The organism is Streptomyces albireticuli (assembly GCF_002192455.1).
In the GTDB taxonomy this organism is placed as follows: Bacteria; Actinomycetota; Actinomycetes; order Streptomycetales; family Streptomycetaceae; genus Streptomyces; species Streptomyces albireticuli_B.
Genome location: NZ_CP021744.1, coordinates 4109286 through 4133057, shown reverse-complemented (window position 1 = coordinate 4133057; position 23772 = coordinate 4109286). Strand labels below are relative to the sequence as shown.

Annotated in this window: 21 protein-coding genes and 1 pseudogene; 5 read left to right on the top strand and 17 right to left on the bottom strand. The window is 73.4% G+C overall.

What is annotated here, in order from left to right; genetic code table 11:
- Positions 1 to 21: 21 nt before the first annotated feature.
- On the top strand, positions 22 to 753 hold the full coding sequence (locus SMD11_RS17820) for an SLATT domain-containing protein (protein WP_234366077.1): 732 nt from the start codon (positions 22 to 24) through the stop codon (positions 751 to 753).
- 63 nt (positions 754 to 816) lie between these two features.
- Here the strand turns inward: SMD11_RS17820 and SMD11_RS17815 are convergent, their stop codons facing one another.
- The 4 genes from SMD11_RS17815 to SMD11_RS17800 all read right to left on the bottom strand — a co-directional run bounded on the left by SMD11_RS17815 (position 817) and on the right by SMD11_RS17800 (position 6341).
- On the bottom strand, positions 817 to 1467 hold the full coding sequence (locus tag SMD11_RS17815; RefSeq protein WP_087927403.1) for a hypothetical protein: 651 nt from the start codon (positions 1465 to 1467) through the stop codon (positions 817 to 819).
- A gap of 81 nt (positions 1468 to 1548) precedes the next feature.
- Positions 1549 to 3996: a dolichyl-phosphate beta-glucosyltransferase gene (locus SMD11_RS17810; RefSeq protein ID WP_087927402.1), complete on the bottom strand. Its 2448-nt coding sequence runs from the start codon at positions 3994 to 3996 to the stop codon at positions 1549 to 1551.
- A gap of 159 nt (positions 3997 to 4155) precedes the next feature.
- Positions 4156 to 4860, bottom strand: a complete 705-nt coding sequence (locus SMD11_RS17805) for a GntR family transcriptional regulator (protein ID WP_087927401.1) — start codon at positions 4858 to 4860, stop codon at positions 4156 to 4158.
- 125 nt (positions 4861 to 4985) lie between these two features.
- A complete protein-coding gene (locus SMD11_RS17800; protein WP_087927400.1) occupies positions 4986 to 6341 on the bottom strand; it encodes an aspartate aminotransferase family protein in 1356 nt (451 codons plus the stop codon).
- A 391-nt stretch (positions 6342 to 6732) separates the two neighbouring features.
- On the opposite strand from SMD11_RS17800, the gene SMD11_RS17795 reads away from it, so the two are divergent.
- The 3 genes and pseudogenes from SMD11_RS17795 (at position 6733) to SMD11_RS37080 (ending at position 8889) form a co-directional block, all read left to right on the top strand.
- Entirely contained in the window at positions 6733 to 6936 is a 204-nt protein-coding gene (locus SMD11_RS17795; protein WP_015607926.1) for a cold-shock protein, read from the top strand.
- 127 nt (positions 6937 to 7063) lie between these two features.
- Positions 7064 to 8260, top strand: a pseudogene (locus SMD11_RS17790) (serine/threonine-protein kinase); the annotation flags it as partial.
- Between the two features lie 74 nt (positions 8261 to 8334).
- The gene (locus SMD11_RS37080) at positions 8335 to 8889 is read left to right on the top strand and encodes a hypothetical protein (protein ID WP_107421962.1); all 555 of its coding nucleotides are present in this window, start codon (positions 8335 to 8337) and stop codon (positions 8887 to 8889) included.
- A 103-nt stretch (positions 8890 to 8992) separates the two neighbouring features.
- Here SMD11_RS37080 and SMD11_RS17785 read toward each other — a convergent pair whose 3' ends face one another.
- The gene (locus SMD11_RS17785; RefSeq protein ID WP_087927399.1) at positions 8993 to 10279 is read right to left on the bottom strand and encodes an adenylosuccinate synthase; all 1287 of its coding nucleotides are present in this window, start codon (positions 10277 to 10279) and stop codon (positions 8993 to 8995) included.
- 265 nt (positions 10280 to 10544) lie between these two features.
- Between SMD11_RS17785 and SMD11_RS17780 the strand changes: the two genes are divergently transcribed.
- Positions 10545 to 11651 carry a hypothetical protein gene (locus tag SMD11_RS17780; RefSeq protein ID WP_087927398.1) on the top strand — a complete coding sequence of 369 codons (1107 nt, stop codon included), beginning with the start codon at positions 10545 to 10547 and terminating at the stop codon, positions 11649 to 11651.
- A 149-nt stretch (positions 11652 to 11800) separates the two neighbouring features.
- Here SMD11_RS17780 and SMD11_RS17775 read toward each other — a convergent pair whose 3' ends face one another.
- The 12 genes from SMD11_RS17775 to SMD11_RS17720 form a co-directional block, all read right to left on the bottom strand.
- Positions 11801 to 12460, bottom strand: a complete 660-nt coding sequence (locus SMD11_RS17775; RefSeq protein WP_087927397.1) for a response regulator — start codon at positions 12458 to 12460, stop codon at positions 11801 to 11803.
- Entirely contained in the window at positions 12457 to 13746 is a 1290-nt protein-coding gene (locus SMD11_RS17770; protein ID WP_087930576.1) for a sensor histidine kinase, read from the bottom strand. The genes SMD11_RS17775 and SMD11_RS17770 overlap by 4 nt, the downstream gene beginning before the upstream one ends.
- Positions 13747 to 14125: 379 nt before the next feature.
- On the bottom strand, positions 14126 to 14878 hold the full coding sequence (locus SMD11_RS17765; protein ID WP_418952450.1) for an alpha/beta hydrolase: 753 nt from the start codon (positions 14876 to 14878) through the stop codon (positions 14126 to 14128).
- Positions 14875 to 16083 (bottom strand): kynureninase, encoded by a 1209-nt coding sequence (kynU, locus tag SMD11_RS17760; RefSeq protein WP_087927396.1) that lies wholly within the window; start codon positions 16081 to 16083, stop codon positions 14875 to 14877. The genes SMD11_RS17765 and kynU overlap by 4 nt, the downstream gene beginning before the upstream one ends.
- Positions 16076 to 16951, bottom strand: a complete 876-nt coding sequence (locus SMD11_RS17755; protein WP_087927395.1) for a tryptophan 2,3-dioxygenase — start codon at positions 16949 to 16951, stop codon at positions 16076 to 16078. Before SMD11_RS17755 ends, kynU begins: the two co-directional genes overlap by 8 nt.
- 161 nt (positions 16952 to 17112) lie before the next feature.
- Positions 17113 to 17526 (bottom strand): DUF3151 domain-containing protein, encoded by a 414-nt coding sequence (locus tag SMD11_RS17750; protein ID WP_087927394.1) that lies wholly within the window; start codon positions 17524 to 17526, stop codon positions 17113 to 17115.
- Between the two features lie 214 nt (positions 17527 to 17740).
- Complete coding sequence (locus SMD11_RS17745; RefSeq protein ID WP_087930574.1) at positions 17741 to 19189, bottom strand: MFS transporter; 1449 nt, start codon at positions 19187 to 19189, stop codon at positions 17741 to 17743.
- Between the two features lie 302 nt (positions 19190 to 19491).
- Positions 19492 to 20514, bottom strand: coding sequence for a class II fructose-bisphosphate aldolase (gene fbaA / locus SMD11_RS17740; protein ID WP_087927393.1), 1023 nt, complete (start codon positions 20512 to 20514; stop codon positions 19492 to 19494).
- 200 nt (positions 20515 to 20714) lie between these two features.
- Positions 20715 to 21260 carry an orotate phosphoribosyltransferase gene (pyrE, locus tag SMD11_RS17735; protein WP_199843904.1) on the bottom strand — a complete coding sequence of 182 codons (546 nt, stop codon included), beginning with the start codon at positions 21258 to 21260 and terminating at the stop codon, positions 20715 to 20717.
- A 4-nt stretch (positions 21261 to 21264) separates the two neighbouring features.
- Positions 21265 to 22077, bottom strand: a complete 813-nt coding sequence (locus SMD11_RS17730) for an aldose epimerase (RefSeq protein WP_087927392.1) — start codon at positions 22075 to 22077, stop codon at positions 21265 to 21267.
- Positions 22078 to 22129: 52 nt separating this feature from the next.
- Positions 22130 to 22936, bottom strand: coding sequence for an SRPBCC domain-containing protein (locus SMD11_RS17725; RefSeq protein ID WP_087927391.1), 807 nt, complete (start codon positions 22934 to 22936; stop codon positions 22130 to 22132).
- 185 nt (positions 22937 to 23121) lie between these two features.
- Positions 23122 to 23772 carry an NAD(P)-dependent oxidoreductase gene (locus SMD11_RS17720; protein WP_087927390.1) on the bottom strand — a complete coding sequence of 217 codons (651 nt, stop codon included), beginning with the start codon at positions 23770 to 23772 and terminating at the stop codon, positions 23122 to 23124.

Here is a 23772-nt window from a genome sequence, read left to right as displayed (position 1 = left end):
AGCGGCAGAGGGAGTGCACGGGTGAGCCAGCCGGAGATGCAGCCCGAAGGGCTCCCCCGCGAGCAGAGTGGGAGGCACCGTGGCGACCTGCGCGGCCGGACCTTCCCGCTCGGCGACTGGGGGGAGCCCGCGGAGCGTCTCGATGAGCTGTACCGATGGGTGGAGAACGGCGCGCTGTATTTGGTCGACTGGTATCTCGCGGACCGCGCCTGGAAACGCCGCTGGGCGCGCGCGCTGCGCATCGGCGCCGCGGTCTGCGCCGTGGCGGGCGCCGCGCTGCCGCTGTTGCAGCTGACGGGCATCGTCCGCACCGGTTCGGCGTGGGGGTTCCTGGTGCTGCTCGGGGCGGTGGCGTGCGTCGCGTGCGACCGCTTCTTCGGGCTGACGTCGGGATGGATGCGGGCCGTGGCGACGGCCCAGGCCGTGCAGCGGCGGCTGGAGGCGCTCCAGTTCGACTGGGCGTCGGAGTGTGTGCGCGAGGTGCTGGGCCCGACCGAGGGCACGGCGAGCGAGGCCGCGGAGCGGTGCCTGAGCGTGCTGCGGCGCTTCTCCGAGGACGTCTCGGAGCTCGTGAGGGCGGAGACCGCGGACTGGATGATCGAATTCCGGGCGGGGCCGACGCCCTTGGTCACGCAGTCGCTGGTGTCGTGGGGGCCGCGCGGGGAGGGCGGCGGCCCGCTGCCGCGCTTCCCGCTGCCGCCGGGCACCCGGCCCAACATGCCCCGGCAGCGTCCCCCGGAGCCGCCCCGCTGAATCGTCACGCGGGGCGGCCCGCGACCGTTCACCGGCCGGTCAGGACCAGGACCGTCCGTCGGGTCAGCTGAAGACGATCATCGATCCCTGACCGAGGCTGCGCGTCGCGGCGGCGTGCAGTCCCAGCCATACGTGCCGCTCCCGCGCGAACGGGCTGTCGTCGTACGGGCCGGGCGCCGCGGGCTCCTCCAGGCCCGTGGGGCGGTCCGGCGCGGCCGGCGGCGCGGGCGGGTTGCCGGGGTCGATGCCCAGGACCGGCGCCACGTGGTGGAGTTCGCGCAGCAGTCCCTGGCTGGAGCCCAGGGGCCCGCCGCCTTCGAGGAGTTCCTCGCTGGCCAGCGGGTGCGCGAAGTCCACCGGTACGTACGCGCCCGCGTGGTCGTAGTGCCAGACCAGGTGCGACTGCTGGGCCGTGGTCTCGAACATCTCCAGCAACTGCTCGTAGTCCCCGCCGAGTTCGTCGACCGGTGTGACCGCGAGGCCGCACAGGTTCAGCAGGTGGGCGCGGCGCAGGAAGTGCAGGGCGTCGTAGTCGAAGCCCGCGACCGGGGCCACGTCCCCGGAGAGCCCCGGCATGTAGCCGAAGACGGGGACGGGGGGCAGCCCGGCCTCGCCGAGCGCCTTGTCGTACGAGGCGATCTCTTCGGCGAAGGGGTTGTCCGGGCTGTGGCACAGCACATCGACGAGGGGCACCAGCCAGAGGTCACAGGCCACGTGAACTCACTCTCGGTCGCGTTGAGTGCGATGGTCGGGCCAGAGTAGTGCCGTCGGCCCTGTTGTCATACCGGGCGGGCGTCAGCCACGCGCGAGGTCCCAGACCCACAGCCCGCCGAGGCGTTCCGGCTGCCGTCCGGAGAGCCGGGTGACGGCCTCGCGCAGTTGCGCGGCGTTCTGCCGGGGGTCGAGGACCAGGCTGTCGGCGCGCCAGTACCGGAGGTCCATACGGAACTCGCGGCGCTGCTGGGGGCCGATGGCGGGGATCCTGCCGGTGTCGTGGACGTCCTGGAGGAGGGCGGAGGTGGGGCGCGGCACGGCTCCGTAGACGCCGACGCGGTCCGGTCCCCAGGGGCCGTTGAAGTAGCCGCCGGGGATGGCGAAGCCGAGGCCGGTCCGGGTCTGCCAGTGGAGGGCGGCGGTGTCGGAGGGGCTCGGCACGGGGACGGGGACCAGGGTGCGGCCGGGGCGTACGTGCTCGCGCCAGGTGCCGTCCGCGACGAAGTCGGGCACCGGCTCGCGCTCGACGGTCCGGTACGGGGTGGGGAGGACGGGCAGGAGTGCCACGGCGAGGGCCGCCCAGCCCAGCAGGCGGTGGGAGCGCTCGCGTTCGCCGCGGAGCCTGCGCACGGCGAGCCGGTCACAGGCGAGGGCGAGGAGGATGCCGACGGCGGGCACGCAGACCATGGCCGCGCGCGATTCGATGACGGACTCGAAGACGGGCAGCTTGGCGACGAGCCGCCAGGGGCCGGGCAGCGTCCGGTCCGTGCCGGGCAGCGGGATGTTCTGTCCGAGCGAGAGGAGGGCCGCCGCGGCCGCGGTGAAGGCGAGGGCGCGGACCCTCGGTTCGGCGCGCAGGCGGACGGCGATCGCGACCGTAAGGACGACGAGGGGCCAGCCGAAGAAGGCGTTCTCCTCGGTCCGGTTGAGGGAGAGGGAGGCGGCGACGGACTGGTCGCCCGCCAGTGACCGGGTGGCGAACTCCAGGAAGGCCATCGGGTGGTTGCCGACCTGCCCGTGCAGGACGCTGCCGTAGCTCTGGGGGCCGAGGAACTGCCAGGCGAGCGGGACGGCCGTCAGGGGCACGGAGACGAGCGCGGCGATGCCGAGGCCGCGCAGCAGCCGTGGGGCGACGGCCCGCGCGAGGTCCGGGTCGGCGACGGCGTGGGCGAGGGCGTAGAGGGCGAGGCCGGTGACGGCCAGCAGCAGCGCTTCCTCGCCGAGGAAGATCTGGTAGGCCAGGAAGAGGCCGAGGAGCACCCCGTCGCGCCGGGTGCGGTCGTCCTCGCAGAGCCGCAGCAGCCGGTCGACGATCACCGGGATCATGAAGAGGACGGCGAAGTTGGGGTGGGCGTTGCCGTGCGAGATCATCGGCGGCGCGAAGGCGCAGAACCCGCCGCCGAGCGCGGCGGCCCACCGGGAGCGTACGAAGCGCTTGGCGAGCAGCCAGTACCAGGCGCCGGCGGTCGCGGCCAGACCGCCGGTGAGCACCAGCGCCCAGGTGACGTGGGCGCCGAGGGCCAGGGTGACCGGCGCGAGCGGGACGGACAGCCCGAGCATGGAGGTGTTCGCCATGAGGTTCACACCGAGCGGGGCGTTCTGGAGCTCCGTGAAGAGCGGGTTGCGCAGGTGGGCGACGTTGTCCGCGGCGACCGCGAAGAACCACTCCCACTGCGTCTGGTCGGAGCCGGAGTCGGCGAGGTAGCGGCCGCCGGGCGAGGCCCACAGGCCGGCGTAGAGCACGGCGGCGACGAGCAGGAAGAGCGCGGGTATCGCGAGCCGGACGGGGTCCGTGGCGCGCCAGCGGATGCGGGCGAGGTCGGCGAGGGCGCCGAGGTAGGCGCGCGGGCGGACCTTGGAACCGGGCTGGTGGGACCAGCGGACGGGCACCTCGGCGATCTCCCAGCCCTCCTGGTGGAAGAAGCGCAGGATCTCGGCGTCGAAGCTCCAGCCGTCCAGCCGGGAGCTCCCGAAGGCGGTGCGGACCTTGTCGCCGTCGAAGAGCTTGAAGCCGCACTGGGTGTCCCGTATGCCGGGCACCGCGGTGGCGCGTATCAGGCGGGCGCCGAGCCTGCCCATGAGCTCGCGCAGGGCGTGCTGGCGGACGGCGATGCGGGAACCGGGCAGCGCGCGGGAGCCGACGGCCGCGGCAGCGCCCTCGTCGAGCCTGCGGTCGAGGAGGTCGAGCTCCTCGACGGGGGTGGCCAGGTCGGCGTCGGTGACCAGGACGCGCGCGCCGCGCGAGGCGAGGACGCCGGTGCGCACGGCGTGGCCCTTGCCCCGGTTGGCGGGGGTGCGCAGCAGCCGGACGCGCGGGTCGGTGGCGGCGGCGGCCTCGGCGATCTCGGCGGTGGCGTCCGTGGAGCCGTCGTCGACGACGATCAGCTCCCAGGCGGCGGGAGCGCCCGTGGGGGACCGCAGGGTGGTGAGGTGGGACCGGACGGCGGCCAGCGTCGGGGCGAGCCGGTCCTCCTCGTCGTAGGCCGGAATGACGACCGTCAGATCGATCCGCGTCCGGTCGTCCGACACCGGACCGCCAGGTTCCGGCGGGCGGGCGGACGGGAGCGAGGACTGGCTGGAAGGTGACGTCACGAGCTGTGGACGCTCTCAATCAAACTACTGGTTGCGTGACGGCGTCGCTTTTCCGGAATTCATCACATCAACCGATGAACATATGAAGCTTCGACCCTATTCGGTCACGCTCGCGATCAATGCCAGAGAATGTTCGTTGTAGGCAGCAATGATCCGTTCGGCGGTGAGCGCGTCGCGCGCCGCCACCGCCTCGACCAGCTCGGCGTGACCGTGCCACAGCCGCCCGCGCAGCGTCGGCAGCCGGCGCAGCAGCGGCACGGTGAAGATCCAGCTCTGCACCCGGACCCGGTCCAGGAAATCCGATATGTACGGATTGCCTACCAGGCCCGCCAGTTCGCGCCAGAAGCGCAGGTCGTAGCCGATCAGGATGTCCAGGTCCCCCGCCTCCGCGGCCCGCGCGGCCTCCTCGGCCCGGCGCCGCACGGACGCCAGGGCGGCGGGCGGCACGGCGTTCAGGGTGTGCTCGGCGAGCGGGGCGCCCGTCGTGCCCTTGAGGCTGTGGGGCAGCCGGAAGATGCCCTCGACGATCAGGGCGCGGGCCTCGACCATGTCGCGGAAGTCGGCGTAGGAGAACGCGCGGACGCGGTAGCTCTTGTGCAGCTCCACGTCGAGCAGCCCCTGGGAGCAGAGGTCGAGCAGCGCCTCGCGCACGGGCGTCGCGGAGACGCCGTACTGCTCGGCGATCTCCTTGACCGTGAACTGGCGCCCCGCGGGGAGCCGTCCGGCGATCACCTCGTCGCGCAGGGCGTCGGCGATCTGCGAACGCAGCGTCGTCCGTCTGACCGCCTCGCTGCCGGGCATCGTGTCCGTCTCCCCTTCCGTGACCGTGCGCCCGCATGCGAACGGCCCTCGCAACAAGATAGGCGAGGGCCGTCGCGGAGCGTACGGGCGTGCGCGCGGGAAGGACGTACGGTACCCCGAGCGCGTCAGACGGTGTGCGCGTCGGCCGCCGTGAGCGCCTCGTCGAGCAGGGCCAGGCCCTGCCGCGCCTCGTCCTCGGAAACCGTGCACGGCGGCACCACATGCATCCGGTTCATGTTCACGAAAGGCCACAGACCGGACTTCTTGCAGGCGGCGGTGAAGGCCGCCATCGGGGCATTGGCCTCGCCCGACGCGTTGTACGGGACCAGCGGCTCCCGGGTGGCGCGGTCCTTGACCAGCTCCACCGCCCAGAAGACGCCGAGCCCGCGCACCTCGCCCACGCTCGGGTGGCGCTCGGCGAGCTCGCGCAGACCGGGCCCGAGGACGTCCTCGCCGATCCGCGCGGCGTTCTCCACGATGCCCTCCTCGGCCATCGCCTCGATCGTCGCCACGGCGGAGGCGCAGGCGAGCGGGTGGCCGGAGTAGGTGAGGCCGCCGGGGTACGGCCGCTCGTCGAAGGTGGCGGCGATCTCCGCGGAGATCGCGACGCCGCCGAGCGGCACATAGCCGGAGTTGACGCCCTTGGCGAAGGTCAGCAGGTCGGGCGTGACGTCCCAGTGGTCGGCGGCGAACCAGCGGCCCGTACGCCCGAAACCGGCCATGACCTCGTCCAGGACGAAGACGATGCCGTGGCGGTCGCAGATCTCCCGGACGCCGGCGAGGTAACCGGCCGGCGGCACCATGATCCCGGCGGTGCCGGGGACGGTCTCCAGGACGATCGCGGCGACGGTCCCCGGCCCCTCGAAGACGATGGTGTCCTCAAGGTGGCGCAGGGCGCGCGCGCACTCCTGCTCCTCCGTCTCCGCGTGGAACGGCGAGCGGTAGAGGAACGGCGCCCAGAAATGCACGACGCCCGCCGAGGCCGTGTCGGAGGGCCAACGGCGCGGGTCACCGGTGAGGTTGATCGCCGCGGCCGTCGCCCCGTGGTACGAGCGGTAGGCGCTCAGCACCTTGGCACGGCCGGTGTGCAGCCGCGCCATGCGCACGGCGTTCTCGACCGCCTCGGCGCCGCCGTTGGTGAAGAAGATCTTGTCGAGGTCGCCCGGCGTGCGCCCCGCGATCAGCCGGGCCGCCTCCGACCGCACGTCCACCGCGAAGCCCGGCGCGATCGTGCACAGCTTCGCCGCCTGCTCCCGCACCGCGGCGACCACTTTGGGGTGCTGGTGACCGATGTTCGTGTTGACGAGCTGGGAGGAGAAATCGAGGTAGCGATTGCCGTCGTAGTCCCAGAAGTACGAGCCCTCGGCCCCGGCGACGGCCAGCGGGTCGATGAGGCCCTGCGCGGACCAGGAGTGGAAGACGTGCGCCCGGTCGGCGGCCTTGACGGCGGCCTTGGTGCGGGGGTCTGGCTGCGTGTTCAACGGCGTGACCTCGGATCGCGTGGCGGGAGGAAGCGCGGACACGGCCAGCGTAGGGAGCGCCTCCGGGCACCGGAACAGGCACTGTGTCCCGACGCGCGCCCCGCCCACGGACACAGTGCCGGGCGGTCGGGGCAACGGGCCGCGCCCGGGGGCGGATCGGACCGGGATCGGACCGGGGGCCGGACCCGGGAACGGGCACGGTACGGTGGCGGCACGCCCGCGAATTTCCCGGCCGCGAAATCCACCGATGGCACAGGCCGCGTGCTACGGTCATTTTCGCGTTGCAGTTCTGAACCTATTTCATCTCGGCGCCCTGACGGTCTGTGACCTCGGGCGCCGTTGCATTATTCCGCGCCGTGCGGATTGTGCACAGCTCTCATAGGAGATCGTCTTGGCTACCGGCACCGTGAAGTGGTTCAACTCCGAAAAGGGATTCGGATTCATCGAGCAGGACGGTGGCGGCGCCGACGTCTTCGCCCACTACTCGAACATCGCGACGCAGGGCTTCCGTGAGCTCCAGGAGGGCCAGAAGGTCTCCTTCGACGTGACCCAGGGCCAGAAGGGCCCCCAGGCGGAGAACATCGTTCCCGCCTGACCCTTCCCCGAGGGTTCAACAGCGAGCCGGGGCCCCGTACTTTCAAGGTGCGGGGCTCCGGCCGTTTGCTGCCCCGCTATTCTCCGGCGGAGAACACACGGGGGACACGGGGGAGGAGACGGGTGCCATGGGAAATCTCGAGGGCCTGAGGTCCGACGATCCGCGCGTACTGGGCGCGTACCGACTGCTGGGACGGCTCGGCGCGGGCGGCATGGGCCGCGTCTACCTGGCCCGCTCGGACCGGGGCCGCACGGTGGCGGTCAAGCTGGTCCACCAGGAGCTGGCCGGCCAGGAGGAGTTCAGGCGGCGCTTCCGCGCGGAGGTGCGCGCGGCCCGGCAGGTGGGCGGCGAGTGGACCGCCCCGGTGCTCGACGCGGACACCGAGGCCGACGTCCCCTGGGTCGCCACCGGTTACATCGCCGGCCCCGCCCTGCGGCAGGTCGTGGACCAGGACTTCGGGCCGCTGCCCGAGCGGTCCGTGCGCATCCTCGCCGCGGGCCTCGCGCGCGCCCTCCAGGCCATCCACGCCGCGGGCGTCGTCCACCGCGACCTCAAGCCGTCCAACGTCCTGATCACCCTGGACGGCCCGCGCGTCATCGACTTCGGCATCGCCCGCGCCCTGGAGACCGTCACCGACGGCGGCCTCACCCGCACCGGCGCGGCCGTCGGCTCGCCCGGCTTCATGTCGCCCGAGCAGGTGCGCGGCGCCCGGGTGACGCCGGCGAGCGACGTCTTCTGCCTCGGCTCGGTGCTGGCGTACGCGGCCACCGGCCGGATGCCCTTCGGCACGGCCGACAGCGGCGTCCACGCGCTGATGTACCGCATCGCGGAGGAGGAGCCGGACCTCACCGGGATCCCCGCCCCGCTGCTGCCGCTGATCGAGGCGTGCCTGGCCAAGGACCCGGAGGAGCGCCCGTCCCCCGCGGAGATCCTGGCGCGCGCGGACGAGGCCGGCGGCGAGGGCGAGGGGACGCCGGCGGACGCGCGGTCCGCCGAGCCCTGGCTGCCCGGCGGCCTGGTCGCGCGGCTCGGCCGGCAGGCCGTGCAGCTGCTGGACGTCGAGGAGCCCGCCGCCCGCCCCGGCCCGCCGCCGCCCGAGCACCCGCCCACCGCGATAGCCGGCGCGGCGGCCGCGGCCCCGCCCGCGCCGCCGCCGGTCCACGAGCCGCTGCCGGAGCCGACGCTCATCGGCCGCCAGGACCCGCCCACCGTCACCGCGGGCCGCCCCATGGGCCCCCAGCCGGTGGCACAGCCGATGCCGCAGCCCGCGCCGCCGCCTTACGGCTACCCGCACGCCGGCCCGTACGGCAACAACCCTTACGGCACCGGCACCCAGACCGTCGGCCCGTACGTCCCCGCGCCCCGCGGCCGCTCCCGGGCCCGGTCGTACTGGCCGCGGTGGTGGCGGGCGGACTGATCGCGGGCGGCGCGACGGTCTTCCTCCTCAAGCAGGGCACCGGGAAGGACGACGCGCGCGAGAGCGCCTCGCCGTCCGCCTCCGCACCGCGGAACCCGGCCGGGCCGGGCCAGGCCACTCCGCGCGCCGCCACACCGCCGGCCGGTACGAGCGGGCCGAGCACCCCGGCCGCCGGGCCCGTGCCGCAGGGATTCGCCGGCACCTGGCAGACCAGCTTCGACAGCGGCTCCGGGGCCAACAACCGGATCATCACCATTTCGCGCGGCCCGGCCGCCGACGTCACCATCCAGGGGAGCGGCACCCTCGACGACGGCACCTCCTACACCTGCCGGTGGCACGCGACCGCGTCCGGCGACAGCGGCGGCACGACGTCCCTGAGCCTGGGGCCCTCCAGCGTCACCCAGGCCCGTCCCACCTCCGCCTGCCAGCCCGGTTCCGCCTCCGACCTGGTGATGCTCCCGGACGGCCGGATGCGGCGCGACTTCGCCGACTCGGGCACGAAGGACGCGTCGCTGGTCTACCGCAGGACCGGCTGACGGAGCCCTTCCTGAAACGCACGACGCCCCGGTGGCGGGAGCCACCGGGGCGTGTCGGGTGCGCGGCGCCCCCGGAGGGGCGGCGGTACCTGGGGTCCTGGCCTTACGAGAGGAAGGAGTTGATCTCGATCGTCTCGGTACGGCCCGGGCCGACGCCGATCGCGGAGATCGGCGCGCCGGACATCTCCTCCAGCGCCTTCACGTAGGCCTGCGCGTTCTTCGGCAGGTCGGCGAAGGTCTTGGCCTTGGTGATGTCCTCGGACCAGCCCGGCAGCATCTCGTAGATCGGCTTCGCGTGGTGGAAGTCGCTCTGGCTGTAGGGCAGCTCCTCGACGCGCTTGCCGTCGATCTCGTAGGCGACGCAGACCGGGATCTGCTCCCAGCCGGTGAGCACGTCGAGCTTGGTGAGGAAGAAGTCCGTCAGGCCGTTGACGCGGGTCGCGTAGCGGGCGATGACGGCGTCGAACCAGCCGCAGCGGCGGTCACGGCCGGTGGTCACACCGCGCTCGCCACCGATGGTCCGCAGCGCCTCGCCGTCCTTGTCGAACAGCTCGGTCGGGAACGGGCCGGCGCCGACGCGGGTCGTGTACGCCTTGAGGATGCCGATGACCCGGTTGATCTTCGTCGGACCGACGCCGGCACCCGTGCAGGCGCCGCCCGCGGTCGGGTTGGACGAGGTGACGAAGGGGTACGTGCCGTGGTCGACGTCGAGCAGCGTGCCCTGGCCGCCCTCGAAGAGGACGACCTTGCCCTCGTCGATGGCGTTGTTGAGGATCAGCGTCGTGTCGGCCACGTACGGCTTGATCTGCTCCGCGTAGGTGAGCAGCTCCTCGACGATCTTGCCGGACTCGATGGCGCGGCGGTTGTAGAGCTTCGCCAGGATCTGGTTCTTGAAGTCGAGAGCGGCCTCGACCTTCTGCTCCAGGATCGACTCGTCGTAGAGGTCCTGGACGCGGATGCCCACGCGGTTGATCTTGTCGGCGTAGGTCGGGCCGATGCCGCGACCGGTGGTGCCGATCTTCCGCTTGCCGAGGAAGCGTTCCGTCACCTTGTCGACCGTGGTGTGGTACGGCGTGATCAGGTGCGCGTTACCGCTGAGCAGCAGCTTGGACGTGTCGACGCCGCGCTCGTTGAGTCCGCTCAGCTCGGAGAGCAGGACCGCCGGGTCGACGACGACTCCGTTACCGATCACCGGGGTGCACCCCGGCGAGAGGATTCCGGAAGGGAGGAGATGCAGCGCGTATTTCTGGTCGCCGACGACCACCGTGTGGCCGGCGTTGTTGCCACCTTGGTAGCGCACCACATAGTCCACGGATCCACCGAGGAGGTCGGTGGCCTTTCCCTTGCCCTCATCACCCCACTGAGCACCGAGCAGCACAAGTGCGGGCACAGGCGTACACCCCTTCCGGGCGGGGCATGTCCAACGTGCGTGGTGGCGTCACCTCGCGTGCTCACGGCGTACACCACCGCTAGAGCCGTCGAACCCGTGCCCCGGATAGACGAAGCCCCTGGCGCAACAGCGACAGGGGCTCTTGCACCGAGAGATTACCGAATATTTCGCTCGGGGGACGAACAGAAAGACCCGGGGCCCCTCGGCACGGCCGGGGAGCCCGGGGCCGTCCCCCGGGAAAAACAGCACCTGAGGAAGGACCGAGGTGTCGGCTCCAGACTCCACAGAGCAGGCTCTGCTCGTGGTCATCGACCCGGTCGCCCGACGCGTGGACGGCGAGTCCGTGCGGATCGCGAAGGACGTCCTCTGCGGCGGCGCGGTGGCGAAGATATGCCTCCCGGAAGGCCCCGAGGACGTCGAGCGCGCACTGGCCCGGCGCGGCCGCCGGCGCCCCGTGGTCATCGGCGACGACCGGGCCCTGCTGCACGCCGTGAGGGTGCTGCACCGCCGCCGCGAGCTGCCGGAGGTGCCGGTGTCGCTCGTGCCCATCGGCGCCCTGCCGGCCGTCTCGCTGGCCCGCACGCTCGGGGTGCCCCTGGGGTCGGTCGCGGCGGCGCGGGCCGTCCTGGACGGCACGGAGCGGCGTCTGGACGCCTTGGTGGACGACGGCGACGGCGTGGTGCTGGGCGGTCTGTGGATCCCCGGCACGGGTGGCCTGGACCGGGCGGCGCCGCCCTTCGAGACGAACGAGACGATTAGGCCGAACGGGTCGGACGTGGCCGTGCCGGGGCCCGCCCGGGGGACGGCGGACGCCGTTGCCGAGGGCGACGCCGGCGGTGCGCCGGGAGGCGGGTCCGGCGGCCTCGCCGAGGCCTCGCGGGTCGCCGGGCTCGCGGAGACCGCCGGGCTCGGCGCCGGTGCCGAGGTGACGGCGGAGCTCACGGCGGAGACGGCCGCGGAGCTGACCGCGGAGGCGGCCTCCGAGGTGACGGGAGTCACAGGCCCGGACCGGCCGTGGTGGTCCCCCGCCGCCCGTACGGCGCGCTCGGCGCTGACCCTGCTCACCGGCCCGGCCGCGCGCCACCCCTCGCTCCCCTCGTGCACCCGGCTGCGGGTGGAGGCCGACGGCGTGCTGCTCGCCGACCTGGACCGGCCGGTCGCGCGGGTCGCCGTCTCCACCGTGGACGGCTTCGCGGAGGTCGTGATCCACACGCACGCGGGAGAACGGCCGCTGCGGACGCGGGCGCGCCGCGTCACGGTCTCGGGGCCGGGCTTCCGCTACCGGGCGGACAACGTGGCGGCGGGGCCGTTCCGCACGCGGACGTGGACGGTGGTGGAGGGGGCTTGGCGGCTGGTGCTGCCGAGGGTTTGAGCGGGGTGGGGTACGGCGGGGTGGGCGCGGGTGCGGGCGGGCGGTTCCGCCGCGCGGGGCCTTTCCCCCGCCCCTTCCCGTGACCGGGGTTCCGCCCCGGACCCCTTCCGCTCCGCGCGGTGTCCTCGAACGCCGGACAGGCTGTTCTCTCAGCCGCCCGGTGTGATCAGGCCCGCCTCGTACGCGAAGACCGCCGCCTGCGTGCGGTCGCGCAGGCCCAGCTTCACCAGGATGCGGCTGACGTGCGTCTTGACCGTGGACTCCGCCACCACCAGATGCGTCGCGATCTCGGAGTTGGAGCGGCCCTGGGCGACGAGGACCAGGACCTCCGTCTCGCGCTCCGTAAGGTCGCCGATCCGCTCCTGCGTGGGCGGCTTGGGCGCGCCCAGCCGGGAGAACTCCAGGATCAGGCGCTTGGTGACCGTGGGGGCGAGCAGCGCCTCCCCCGAGGCCACGACGCGCACGCCGTCGGCGAGCTGCTGTGCGGACGCGTCCTTGAGCAGGAAGCCGCTGGCCCCGGCCCGCAGGGCTTGGTAGACGTACTCGTCGAGATCGAAGGTGGTCAGGACGAGGACCTTCGCCTCGGCGTCGGCGGCGACGATCTCGCGGGTCGCCTCCAGGCCGTTGAGCACCGGCATCCGGATGTCCATGAGGACGACGTCGGGCCGCAGCGCCGCCACCTGCTCGACGGCCTGCCGGCCGTCCACGGCCTCGCCGACGACCTCGATGTCCGGCATGGCGTTGAGCAGGACGGAGAAACCCTCGCGGACCATCATCTGGTCGTCCACGATCAGCACACGGATGGTCATGCGGCGGCCGCCTCGTCCACCGTGACCGGGATGAAGGCCGTGACCTCGTAGCCGCCCTCGGGCGTGGCCTCCGCCGTCATCTCGCCGCCGAGCATGGCGACGCGCTCGCGCATGCCGAGCACGCCGTGCCCGGCCCCCGGCGAGGGCTTGGCCAGGCGGTTGGCCGGGCCGTTGACGATCCGCAGGCCGAGGCCGCCGAGGACGTAGCCGAGCTCGACGCGGGCCTCGGCCCCGGGGGCGTGCCGCAGCACGTTGCTGAGCGCCTCCTGGACGATGCGGTAGGCCGACAGCTCCACGCCCTGCGGCAGCGGCCGCACGGCGCCCGTGGTGACGTGCTCGACGGACAGCCCGGCGGAGCGGACGTTGTCGAAGAGCGTGTCGAGGGCGGCGAGGGTGGGCTGCGGCGCCTCGGGGTCGGCGAAGGCGTCGGGGTTCTCCGACCGCACGACGCCGAGCACCCGGCGCAGCTCGGTCAGGGCGGCGACGGCGTTCTCGCGGATGGTCTGGAACGCGGCGGCGAGCTCCGGCGGGGTGTCCTGCACCCGGTAGGGCGCGGCCTCCGCCTGGATGGCCACGACGGACATGTGGTGCGCGACCACGTCGTGCAGCTCGCGGGCGATGGTGGTGCGCTCCTCCAGCACGGTCCGGCGGGAGCGCTCGACCTCGGTGACGGCGACCTGGGCGACGACCTGCTGCTTGCTCTCGCGCAGCCCGCGTATGGCGAGGACGACGAAGAGCACCATCCCGTAGATCACCAGCATCTGGAACAGATCGCCGACGAAGTAGTTGCCGCCGTAAGGGCCGATCCCGCGCATGAAGAACGCAAGGAAGAGGCCCATGGCCCCGGTCAGGGCCAGCATCTCGGCCGCCACGCGCGGTCGGGTGCGCAGCGCCACGACCAGCAGCACGAAGAGGTGCGAGAAGAAGCCGCCGGGCGACCACAGCCCCATGTCGGAACCGGAGAGGACGACGCCCGTGAACATGACACTGCCGACCGACAGCCACCACGCGCCCACCGGACGGAACAGCGTCGTCACCATCGGCACCCCGACGAACAGCGCCGCCACGATCCCGAACAGCCCGCCGTGGCGCTCCACCGTCGCGAGCATGACCACGGCGGTGAACCCGACCAGGACGGCGTGCGGGAACCACCGCCCGTAGTGCCGGGCACGCCCCGGCAGCCTGCGGACCAGCCTGTGGTCGGCGGGCAGGGGCGGCAGCGGCCGGAAGGCGAACGCGTCGTGGAAGAGGTCCTCGCGGATGCCGCGGAGGGCGGTCTTCGCCATGCGCAGTTCGGTGCGGGGGCCGTTGTCGTAGGTCTCGGTCACGACATCAAAGGTAGGCAACGGTGGGTGGGGGCGGCGTCCTCAATGGTGGGGATCTGTCGGGGTCCGTCTCAAGTACTACGCGCGGGGTGCGGCGGCGGGGGCGGGTGGGGGCGGGTGAGGGGTGCGCCTGCGGCGGGCCTTTTCCCCACCCCGCCCCTTCCCGAACCGGGGCTCCGCCCCGGACCCCGGTCGAAGCGCGGAACCGGGGGCCCGGGGGCTTGCCCCCGCCACGCGGCGGAGCCGCACATCGGATGCAGCGGGAAGGGGCGGGGTGGGGACAAGGCCCCCGCGCAGCGGCACCCCGCCCCCCGGCACCCTCACCGCACCCCCACCCCCGTCACAACCCCAGCACCCCCAAAAGCTCCCCGCACGCCGACACCCCCGGCGTCACCGCCCCGAAGTGCCCCACCCCCCGCAACGCCCGCAGCACCACCCCGCCCCCACACCCCCGCATCGCCGACACGTACCCCCCGGACACCGACAGCGGCACGTCCGGGTCCGCCGTGCCGTGCAGGACCGTGACCGGCATGCGGGGTGGGGAGAGGCGGGACGGGTCGGCCTCGGGGTGTTCCCCGGGGCCCAGGAGGGCCGTGACGGCGCCGTTGCCTAGGCCCAGGGCGCGGGCCCGGCGCAGGTCCGCGACGGGTGCCACGGCCACGACCTCGGTGACCGAGCCGGGGGCGGCGCTCGCCGCCCACAGCGCGAGGTGGCCGCCGGCGGAGTGGCCCACCAGGACGTGCCGGGCGGGGGCGCCGGGCAGCGCGGTGATCCGCGCCACGTCCTCGAACGTGGCGGGCAGCCCGCCGCCCCCGCCCACCCGGCGGTACTCCGCCAGCGCGACCTCGACGCCCGGCCCCGCCAGCGCCGCCGCCAGCGGGGCGAGGTGGCGCCGGTCGTAGGCCTCGCGCCAGAAGCCGCCGTGCAGGAGCGTCACCCGGAGCTCGCGGGGGCCGGTCGCCCCCGCCGGGCGGTAGAAGTCGACGACCTGGCTGGGGTGCTCCCCGTAGGCGACCGTGGTGGAGGGCGGCTCGTACGGCAGCGCCATCAGCGCCCGCTCCTCGGCCTCCGCCCCGGGCCCGGGAACCGTCATCCGGCCAGCACCTCCCCCAGCACCCGCGCCGCCCGCCGCGTCTCGGCGAAGCCGGTGTAGAGCGGGGTGAAGCCGAAGCGCAGGACGTCCGGGCGGCGGAAGTCGCCGACGACGCCGCGCCGGATCAGCTCCTGCATGACGCCGGCCGCGCCGGAGGCGCACCGCAGGGAGACCTGGCTGCCGCGCTCGGCGTGCGCGGCGGGGGTGATCCTCTCGACGCGGCCTGTGGGGACGTACGCCTCGACGCAGCGCAGGAAGAAGTCCGTAAGGGCAAGACTTTTCGCCCTCACGTCCGTAAGGGCGACGTCTTCCCAGACGTCGAGCGCTGCGTCCAGGGCGAGCAGGGAGAGGATCTCCGGGGTACCGACCCGGCCCCTGGCCGCGCCGTCGGCGGGCGCGTAGGCGGAATCCATGGCGAAGGGGTCGGCGTGGGAGTTCCAGCCCGGGAGCGGGGAGTCGAAGCGGGGCTGGAGCTCGCGGCGCACATAGAGGTAGGCGGGGGCGCCGGGCCCGCCGTTGAGGTACTTGTACGTGCAGCCGACCGCGAAGTCCACGCCGTCCGCGTCGAGCCCGACGGGCAGGGCGCCCGCGCTGTGGCACAGGTCCCACACCACCCGGGCCCCGGCCGCGTGCACGGCCGCCGTCGTCCCGGCCATGTCGTGGAGGCGGCCCGAGCGGTAGTCGGCGTGGTTGACGAGCGCGACGGCGGTGCGCGGCCCGGCCACCGCGGGGACGTCCCAGGCGTCGACCGTCCGGATCCGGCAGCCCGTCATCCGGGCGGCGGAGGCGGCGATGTAGCCGTCCGTGGGGAACGTCGCCGCGTCGACCAGCACCTCGTCGCGGCCCGGCCCCGCCAGCCGGACGGCGGCGACGACCGCCTTGAAGACGTTGACGCTCGTGGAGTCGCCGACGACGAGCTGGCCGGGGGCGGCCCCGACGAGCCGCCCGAGGCGGTCGCCGACCCGCTCGGGCGCCTCCCACCACCCGGATTCGGTCCAGGAGCGGATGCGCAGCCGCCCCCACTCCTCGCCGACGACCTCGGCGAGCCGTCCGGCGACGGTGCGGGGCAGCGCCCCCAGGGAGTTCCCGTCGAGGTAGACGGTGCCGTCGTCGAGGGCGAACTCCTTCCGTACGGCGCGGAGTACGTCGCCCTCGTCGAGCGCCGCGGCCTCGGCGGCGAGTGCGTCCGGCTGCCCGTCAGACACGGCTGCGCGCCGTCCACAGCTCGGGGAAGACGTGTTTGGCGGCACGTTTCTCCAGCCAGGCGACACCCGCCGAGCCACCGGTGCCCACCTTGGCGCCCATCGCCCGCCGGGTGGCGACGAGATGGTCGTTGCGCCACCGCCAGACCAGCTCGGCGACCTCGGTCAGGGCCTCGCCCAGCCGGCACGCCTCGGCGTTCTGGTCGCCCGCGTAGACGCGCTGCCAGACCTCCTCGACGGCGGGGTCCGGGGCGTAGCGCTCGGAGACGTCGCGGTCGAGGACGGCCCGGGGTATCGCGTGGCCGCGGCGGGCGAGGTGGCGCAGCACCTCGTCGTACAGGCCCGGTTCACGCAACGCCTGCTCCAGCTCCGCGTGGAGGGCGGGCGCCCCGCGGTAGGGGACGAGCATCGCCGGGGACTTCTCGCCGAGCAGGAACTCCAGGCGGCGGTAGGTCGCCGACTGGAAGCCGGAGGCCTCGCCGAGGGCGGAGCGGAAGGCGTTGAACTGAGTGGGTGTCAGATGAGCGAGCGGCTTCCAGGACGCGTTGAGCGATTCGAGCTCGTAGGTGGAGCGTCTGAGCGCGGCCATCGCGGTCGCCAGGTCGTCCTCGCGCAGGGCGCGGGCGGCGGTCTGCCACTCGTGCACGAGGAGGGTGAACCAGAGCTCCATCACCTGGGTGGTGACGAGGAAGGACATCTCGCCGGGGTCGTCGGAGAGCGGTTCCTGGAGGTCGCCGAGGACGGAGGCCCGCACATAGTCCTCGTAGGGCGTGCTGCCGGTGAAGCGGATGTTCGGCGCGGTGTCGCCCGTGGTGTCGCCCGTACTGCCGGGCGCGGTGTCCTGAACGGTGGAACGTGGTTCGGAAGTCATGGTGTCTCCCCTGCCGTCGCTCCCGGGGTCGCCGGGTCACTGCGGGGATCATCCGTGCCGGACGCCGTCGGCTGCAAGGCCCGTGGAAGGTCTTCGAGGGCCTCGTGCCTCCCGCCGGGACCGGCGCCGTCACGGCTGTGGGCCGTGACGGCGTCCGTGGCTCAGCCCAGGGTGTTGGCGGCCGTCGGGGAGCTCTCCCGCAGGAAGGTCGAGCAGCGCTCGTACTCCTCCTGCTCGCCGATCGCCTGGGCGGCGCGGGCGAGGGCGTGCAGCGCGCGCAGGAAGCCGCGGTTCGGCTCGTGCTCGAACGGCACCGGGCCGTGGCCCTTCCAGCCGCTGCGGCGCAGGGCGTCGAGGCCGCGGTGGTAGCCCGTGCGGGCGTACGCATAGGACTCGACGACGCGGCCGCCGTCGAACGCCTCGTCGGCGAGCTGCGCCCAGGCGAGGGAGGACGCGGGGTACTTCGCGGCGACCTCGGCGGGAGCGGCGCCGGAGGCGAGCAACTCTCGCGGCTCCGGGTCGTCGGGGAGGTGGGTCGGGGGCGGTCCCCCGAGCAGGTTCTCGTGAATGGACATGCGGTCCAGTCTGCCGCAGTGTCCGGTACGGGCCGTAGGGTGCGGCGGGGTTGCCGCTGCGCGGGGCTTTGTCCCCAGCCCCGCCCCTTCCCGAACCGGGGCTCCGCCCCGGACCCCGGTCCTCAAGCGCCGGACGGGCTGAAAATCAGCCCGTCCGGCGTTTGAGGACATTCGGGAAGGGGCGGGGTGGGGAAAGGCCCCGCGCCGCGGCCCGCTACCCGTCCCCCGGATCCAGCGGCGGTGACGACACCCCGCAGTGGTACTCGCACTCCGCCCGGCCCCCGCCCCCGCCCCGCTCGGGGCCCCGCACCGTCGCCCAGGCCAGCACCGCCCCCACCACCAGCGCCCCCGCGCACATCAGCATCGCCCGGTCGAAGGTCCGGGAGAACGCCGCCGGGTCCCGGTAGACGTCCGGGCCCATGCCCGCCAGGAGCGGCAGCGCGGCGACCGCGATCAGGCCGGCCGCGCGGGCCGCCGCGTTGTTGATGCCGCTGGCCAGGCCCGCCCGGGAGACGTCGACGGAGGCGAGCACCGTGGCGGTGAGCGGCGCGACCAGCACCACCATGCCCATGCCCAGCACGACGAGCGCGGGCAGCACGTCCCGCCAGTACACCGCTCCGGCCCCGACCCTCGTCATCAGCAGCAGCCCGGCCGCGCACAGCAGCGGTCCGACGGTCAGCGGGAGCCGCGCCCCGATGCGCTGGGCGATCTTCCCGGAGCGGGCGGAGAGCAGCAGCATCAGCACGGTCGTGGGCAGCAGGGCCGTGCCCGCCGCGAGCGCCGACCAGCCCACGACGACCTGGAGCTGGAGCACCGCGAGGAAGAAGAAGCCGCTGAAGGCGGCGTAGACGAAGACCGTGACGACGTTGATCGCCGTGAACTGCCGGACGGCGAAGATCCCCGGCGGCAGCATCGGGTCCGCCCGCCGGCGCTCCACGGCCACGAAGGCGACGCCCAGCAGCACACCCGCGACGGCCGGGACGATCACCCAGGGCGAGGCGCCCTTGTCGGGCGCGGCGATCAGCGCGTACGTCACGGCGCCGAGGGCCAGCGCCCCCAGGGCCGCGCCGAGCACGTCGAACCGGCCGTGCGCCGTCGGGTCGCGGGTCTCCGGTACGTACCGCAGCGCGACCACCACGCACACGGCGGCCAGCGGCAGGTTGATCAGGAACACCCAGCGCCAGCCCGGCCCGTCCACCAGCCAGCCGCCCACGAAGGGGCCGACGGCCGACGCCACACCGCCCAGCCCCGACCAGGCGCCGACCGCGCCCGCCCGGTCGTCGGGGTGGAAGACCGCCTGGATCAGCGCGAGCGAGCCGGGCGTGAGCAGCGCGCCCCCGACGCCCTGGAGGGCCCGCGCCGCGATCAGCACCCCGGCGTCCGGCGCCACCCCGCACAGCAGCGAGGCCAGCGCGAACCACACCACGCCGATGACGAAGACGCGCCTGCGCCCGTACCGGTCGCCCAGGGAGCCGCCCAGCAGGATCAGGCCGGCGAGGGTGAGCATGTAGGCGTTGACGGTCCACTGGAGGGCCGCCAGGTCCGCGTCGAGGTCCCGGCCGATGTGCGGCAGCGCGACGTTGACGACGGTGCTGTCCAGCATCGCCATGCCCGAGCCGAGGACGGCCGTCAGCAGGACCCAGCGCCCGGCGGCGGTGCCCATGCGCACGACGGGCGCGCCGTCGTCCGTGGCGGCCCCGCCCGGTGCCGTGCCGGGCGGCGGCCCGGGTGGCGGGACAGGCTCGGGGCCGCGGCCGGGGTCCGGTGCGGAGTCGCTCATGCGGCGATCATCCCCCGGAGGGGCGGGCCGGGCCAGGCGAGGACGCCCGGCCAGGCCGTACGAAGCGGCCCGTACGTACGAAGCGGCCCGGCCACGCGAAAGGGCCCGGCCGCCGCTCGTCGGTGCGAGCGGGGGCCGGGCCCTTCCCGGGCCTCGTGGGGCTGCCCGGCAGCCCCGGAGAGGACCTACTTCAGCTTGGTGCCCGTGGCGCGCAGGTCGGCGCAGGCCTTGGTGACGCGCGCGGCCATGCTGCCCTCGGCCAGCTTGCCCCAGGTGCGCGGGTCGTAGGTCTTCTTGTCGCCGACCTCGCCGTCGACCTTCAGGACGCCGTCGTAGTTCTTGAACATGTGGGCCGCGACCGGACGCGTGAAGGCGTACTGGGTGTCGGTGTCGAGGTTCATCTTCACGACGCCGTTCTCCAGCGCGGTGCGGATCTCCTCCTCCGTGGAGCCGGAGCCGCCGTGGAAGACGAAGTCGAACGGGTCGGCCTTGCCGTGCTTGGCGGCGATGCCGTCCTGGAGGTCACGGAGCAGCTCGGGGCGGAGCACGACGTTGCCCGGCTTGTAGACGCCGTGGACGTTGCCGAAGGAGGCGGCCAGCAGGTAGCGGCCCTTCTCGCCCAGGCCCAGGGCCTCGGCGGTGCGCTCGACGTCGGCGACGGTGGTGTAGAGGTCGTCGTTGATCTCGTGGGAGACGCCGTCCTCCTCGCCACCGGTCGGGGTGATCTCGACCTCAAGGATGATCTTCGCCTTCACGGCCTCGGCGAGGAGCTCCTTCGCGATGGCGAGGTTCTCGTCGAGCTTCTCGGCGGAGCCGTCCCACATGTGGGACTGGAAGAGCGGGTTCTGACCGGCGGCGACACGCTCCTGCGAGATGGCCAGCAGCGGACGGACGTAGCCGTCGAGCTTGTCCTTCGGGCAGTGGTCGGTGTGCAGCGCGATGTTCACCGGGTACTTCTTGGCGACGACGTGCGCGAACTCGGCCAGCGCGACGGCGCCGGAGACCATGTCCTTGCTGTACTGGCCACCGAGGAACTCCGCGCCACCGGTGGAGATCTGGATGATGCCGTCGCTCTCCGCCTCGGCGAAGCCGCGCAGTGCGGCGTGCAGAGTCTGCGTCGAGGTCACATTGATGGCCGGGTAGGCGAACTTGCCTGCCTTCGCCCGGTCGAGCATCTCGTTGTAGACCTCGGGGGTTGCGATGGGCATCTGTCCGCTCCTTGTGATGTGCGGGTGGGCGAGGGGGCCCTGACCTAGGGGGCGACGTTCATCGTCGCCCCCATCTTCCCAGACTCCCCGAATTGCTCCACATGGTGCTCACGCCAGATGTGCCGGTGGGCGCGTGGTTTCACGTGAAACCACGCGCCCACCGGTCGCGCTTTTCTTGATCCAAAAACCAAACCCGCAGGTCAGCCCAGGTCGAGGTCACCCAGGGAGTAGCCCGTCACATAGCGCAGACCGGCCTCTTCGATGGCGGAGGCGGCACCGCGGTCGACGATCGTCGCCACGGCCACGACCTCGGCGCCGGCCTCGCGGGCCGCCTCGACGGCCGTCAGCGGGGAGCCGCCGGTGGTCGAGGTGTCCTCGACCACCAGGACGCGACGGCCCTTGATGTCCGGACCCTCGATGCGGCGCTGCATGCCGTGCGTCTTCTGCGCCTTGCGCACGACGAAGGCGTCCAGCTTGCGGCCGCGCGCGGCGGCGGCGTGCAGCATCGAGGTGGCGACCGGGTCGGCGCCCAGGGTGAGGCCGCCGACGGCGTCGTACTCCAGGTCGGCGGTGGCGTCCAGCATCACCTGGCCGACCAGCGGCGCCGCCTCGGCGTCCAGGGTGATCCGGCGGAGGTCGATGTAGTAATCGGCCTCCTTGCCGGAGGAGAGGGTCACCTTGCCGTGGACCACGGCCTTGTCCTTGATCTGCTGAAGAAGGGCGTCACGCGCATCGCTCATGGGCATGAGCTTAGGCCAGGGTCCGCCAGGTCCACGTCGTGGAGATCTCCAGCGGATCGATGGGCGTGACCAGGCGCGGCAGGGTGTTGAGCCCGTTCGGCGGCCCGGACTGCGGCTCGACGCAGACGGCCTCGGCCTGCTCGTCGTAGATCACGACCCACTCGCTGCGGCCGGCGACCTTCAGCTCCAGGGCGCCCGGCCAGGTGAGGGTGACGTCCACGCCGTCGGGCATCCCGAAGCAGTCGTCCCAGGGCCCGGGGCGGGGGTCGATGCGACGGCCCGTCGGCAGGTGGTCGTCGCCGCGCTCCTCCTGCCACCCCGCCTCGAAGCCGAGCTCGACGTCCTTGCCGGTGCCGAGGTTGCGCAGGAACCAGGGGTGCCAGCCGGCCTGGGCCGGGAAGGAGTCGGCGTAGGTCTCGACGCCCATGGTGAGCGTGAGGGAATCCGCCGTCAGCTCGGCCACCTGGGTGACGCGGCCGGGGTACGGCCAGGGGGCGGCCAGGTCGTAGAAGAACGCGGCCGAGGAGTCCGCCACCCTGGCGGTGTGCCAGGCGGTGTCCCGGCCGGTGCCGTGGATCGCGTGCGGGCCGGAGTTGACGGGCATCTGGTGCCGCTCGCCGCCGTTGCGGAACTGCCCGAGCTCGATCCGCCCGCACCAGGGGACCATGGGGAAGGCGCCGTATTTGGCACCCTGCCGGAGGAGTTCCGTGCCGTCGATCCGGAGACTGGTGATCCGGCAGCCGTTGCCCGGATCGAGCGTCAGCTCGGCACCGCCGGCCGTCAGATGCACGGTGCTGTGGTCTGTGCGTACGTCGTTGGTCACGGGTCCGACATTACGGGCTGAGGCGGGCCGAAGCGGTCCGGACCCCGAACCGCTAGCGACGGCGCCGCAGCACCCGGCCCACCACCACCGCGGAGGCCAGGGCCACCGCCGCGGCGGGCGCCGCCCAGCGCAGGGCCGCCGCGGTGGCGGACGCCGCCTCGGGGGCCGGCACCGGGGCGTAACGGCCCCTCGGCGGGGCATGGTCGACCTCCTCGGCGCTGCGGCCGATCATCGTGCGGCGGGCGTGGGCCGCCTCCGCCGCGGGCGCCTCGTCGTCGTCATCCTCGTCGTCGGCACCGTCGTCGTCGGCTTCGTCATCGTCGTCGTCATCGTCCGCCGACGGGTCGAGCGACGGCGACGGGACCTCCGTGTCGAAGACGCTGCCGCCTTCCAGGCGCGGGCCGTCGCCCGCCTCCTCCTCGGCGTCCTCGCGCAACTCCTCCGCCAGCGCGGCGGCGAAGCGGTCCAGCAGCCGGCGGGCCGTGGCCTCCGCCGTCTTCCCGTCGAACTCCGCGAGCCGGCCGGCGCTGCCGACCGTGGCCACGCAGACCAGCCGGGTGCCGCCCTCGACCGGCTCCAGCAGCCCGCGCAGCGTGAGCGTCACCGTGCCGGAGCCGCGCACCTCGCTGCCCTCGCCGGACAGGTCGTACCCGCCGTCGCGCTCGGTCAGGTGCAGCGAGCCCCGGTAGGTGATGGTCGAGCCGCCTATGCGCAGCCGGAGCCGCCCGGCCACGAGCGCGCCGGAGGCGTCCGCGACGTCCTGCTGGAGGCCGGGGACGCAGCGCACGACGCGCGCGGGGTCGGCGAGGACCCGCCGGACGGATCCGACGGGAAACGGAACGAACACCTCATGCTCCATGACAAGCGAGCCTACCCACCAGGCCCCGAACCCTTGCCTCTCCGGTCGAACTTTCCGTCGGACTTCGGCAGGCGGGGGTACGGGGCCGAGCGGGTCGGTACCGCGAGGGGCGGCACCGGGAGAGTGCCGCCCGGGCGCGCCACCGGCCCGCGTACGAGGATCAGTACGCGGGACGGGTCGCGGGATCAGTACGCGACGGTGAAGCGCTCACCGACGTGCTGCGGCTTCTCGACCTCGTCGATCAGGGCCACGGCGTAGTCCTCGGTGGAGATGCGGCTCTTGCCGTCCCCGTCGGTCACGAGGTCCTCCAGGCCGGTGCGGTACGCGCCCGTGCGCTCACCCGGCTCGATCAGCCCGGCGGGGCTGACGTTGGTCCAGCGGACGTCGGTGACGGTGCGGTAGAAGTCCAGCGCGTCACCGTGCGCGTGCATGATCTGGAGCAGGAACTCGGGGAGGCCCTCGGCGTCCCAGACCTGCTTGCCGTCGGGGGTGCGCAGCGAGCCCGCGCCACCGACCGCGATCAGCCGCGGGGCGTCGGCGCCGGCCGCGCGCACACCGGCGACCAGGGACTTGGCGGCCGGCTCGATGGTCGCGACGTGACCGGGGCCGTCGCCGCCGCCGACGGCGCTGATGACGACGTCCTGGCCCTGGGCGGCCGCGGTCACCGACGCCGGGTCGAGGACGTCGCCCTTGGTGACGGTCAGGTTGTCGTGGGTCTCGGTGACCTTGGCGGGGTCACGGACGACGGCCGTGACCTGGTGGCCGCGGTCCAGCGCCTCGCGCAGCACGCGGCTGCCGATCGTGCCGTTGGCACCGAAGAGAGCGATCTTCGCCAT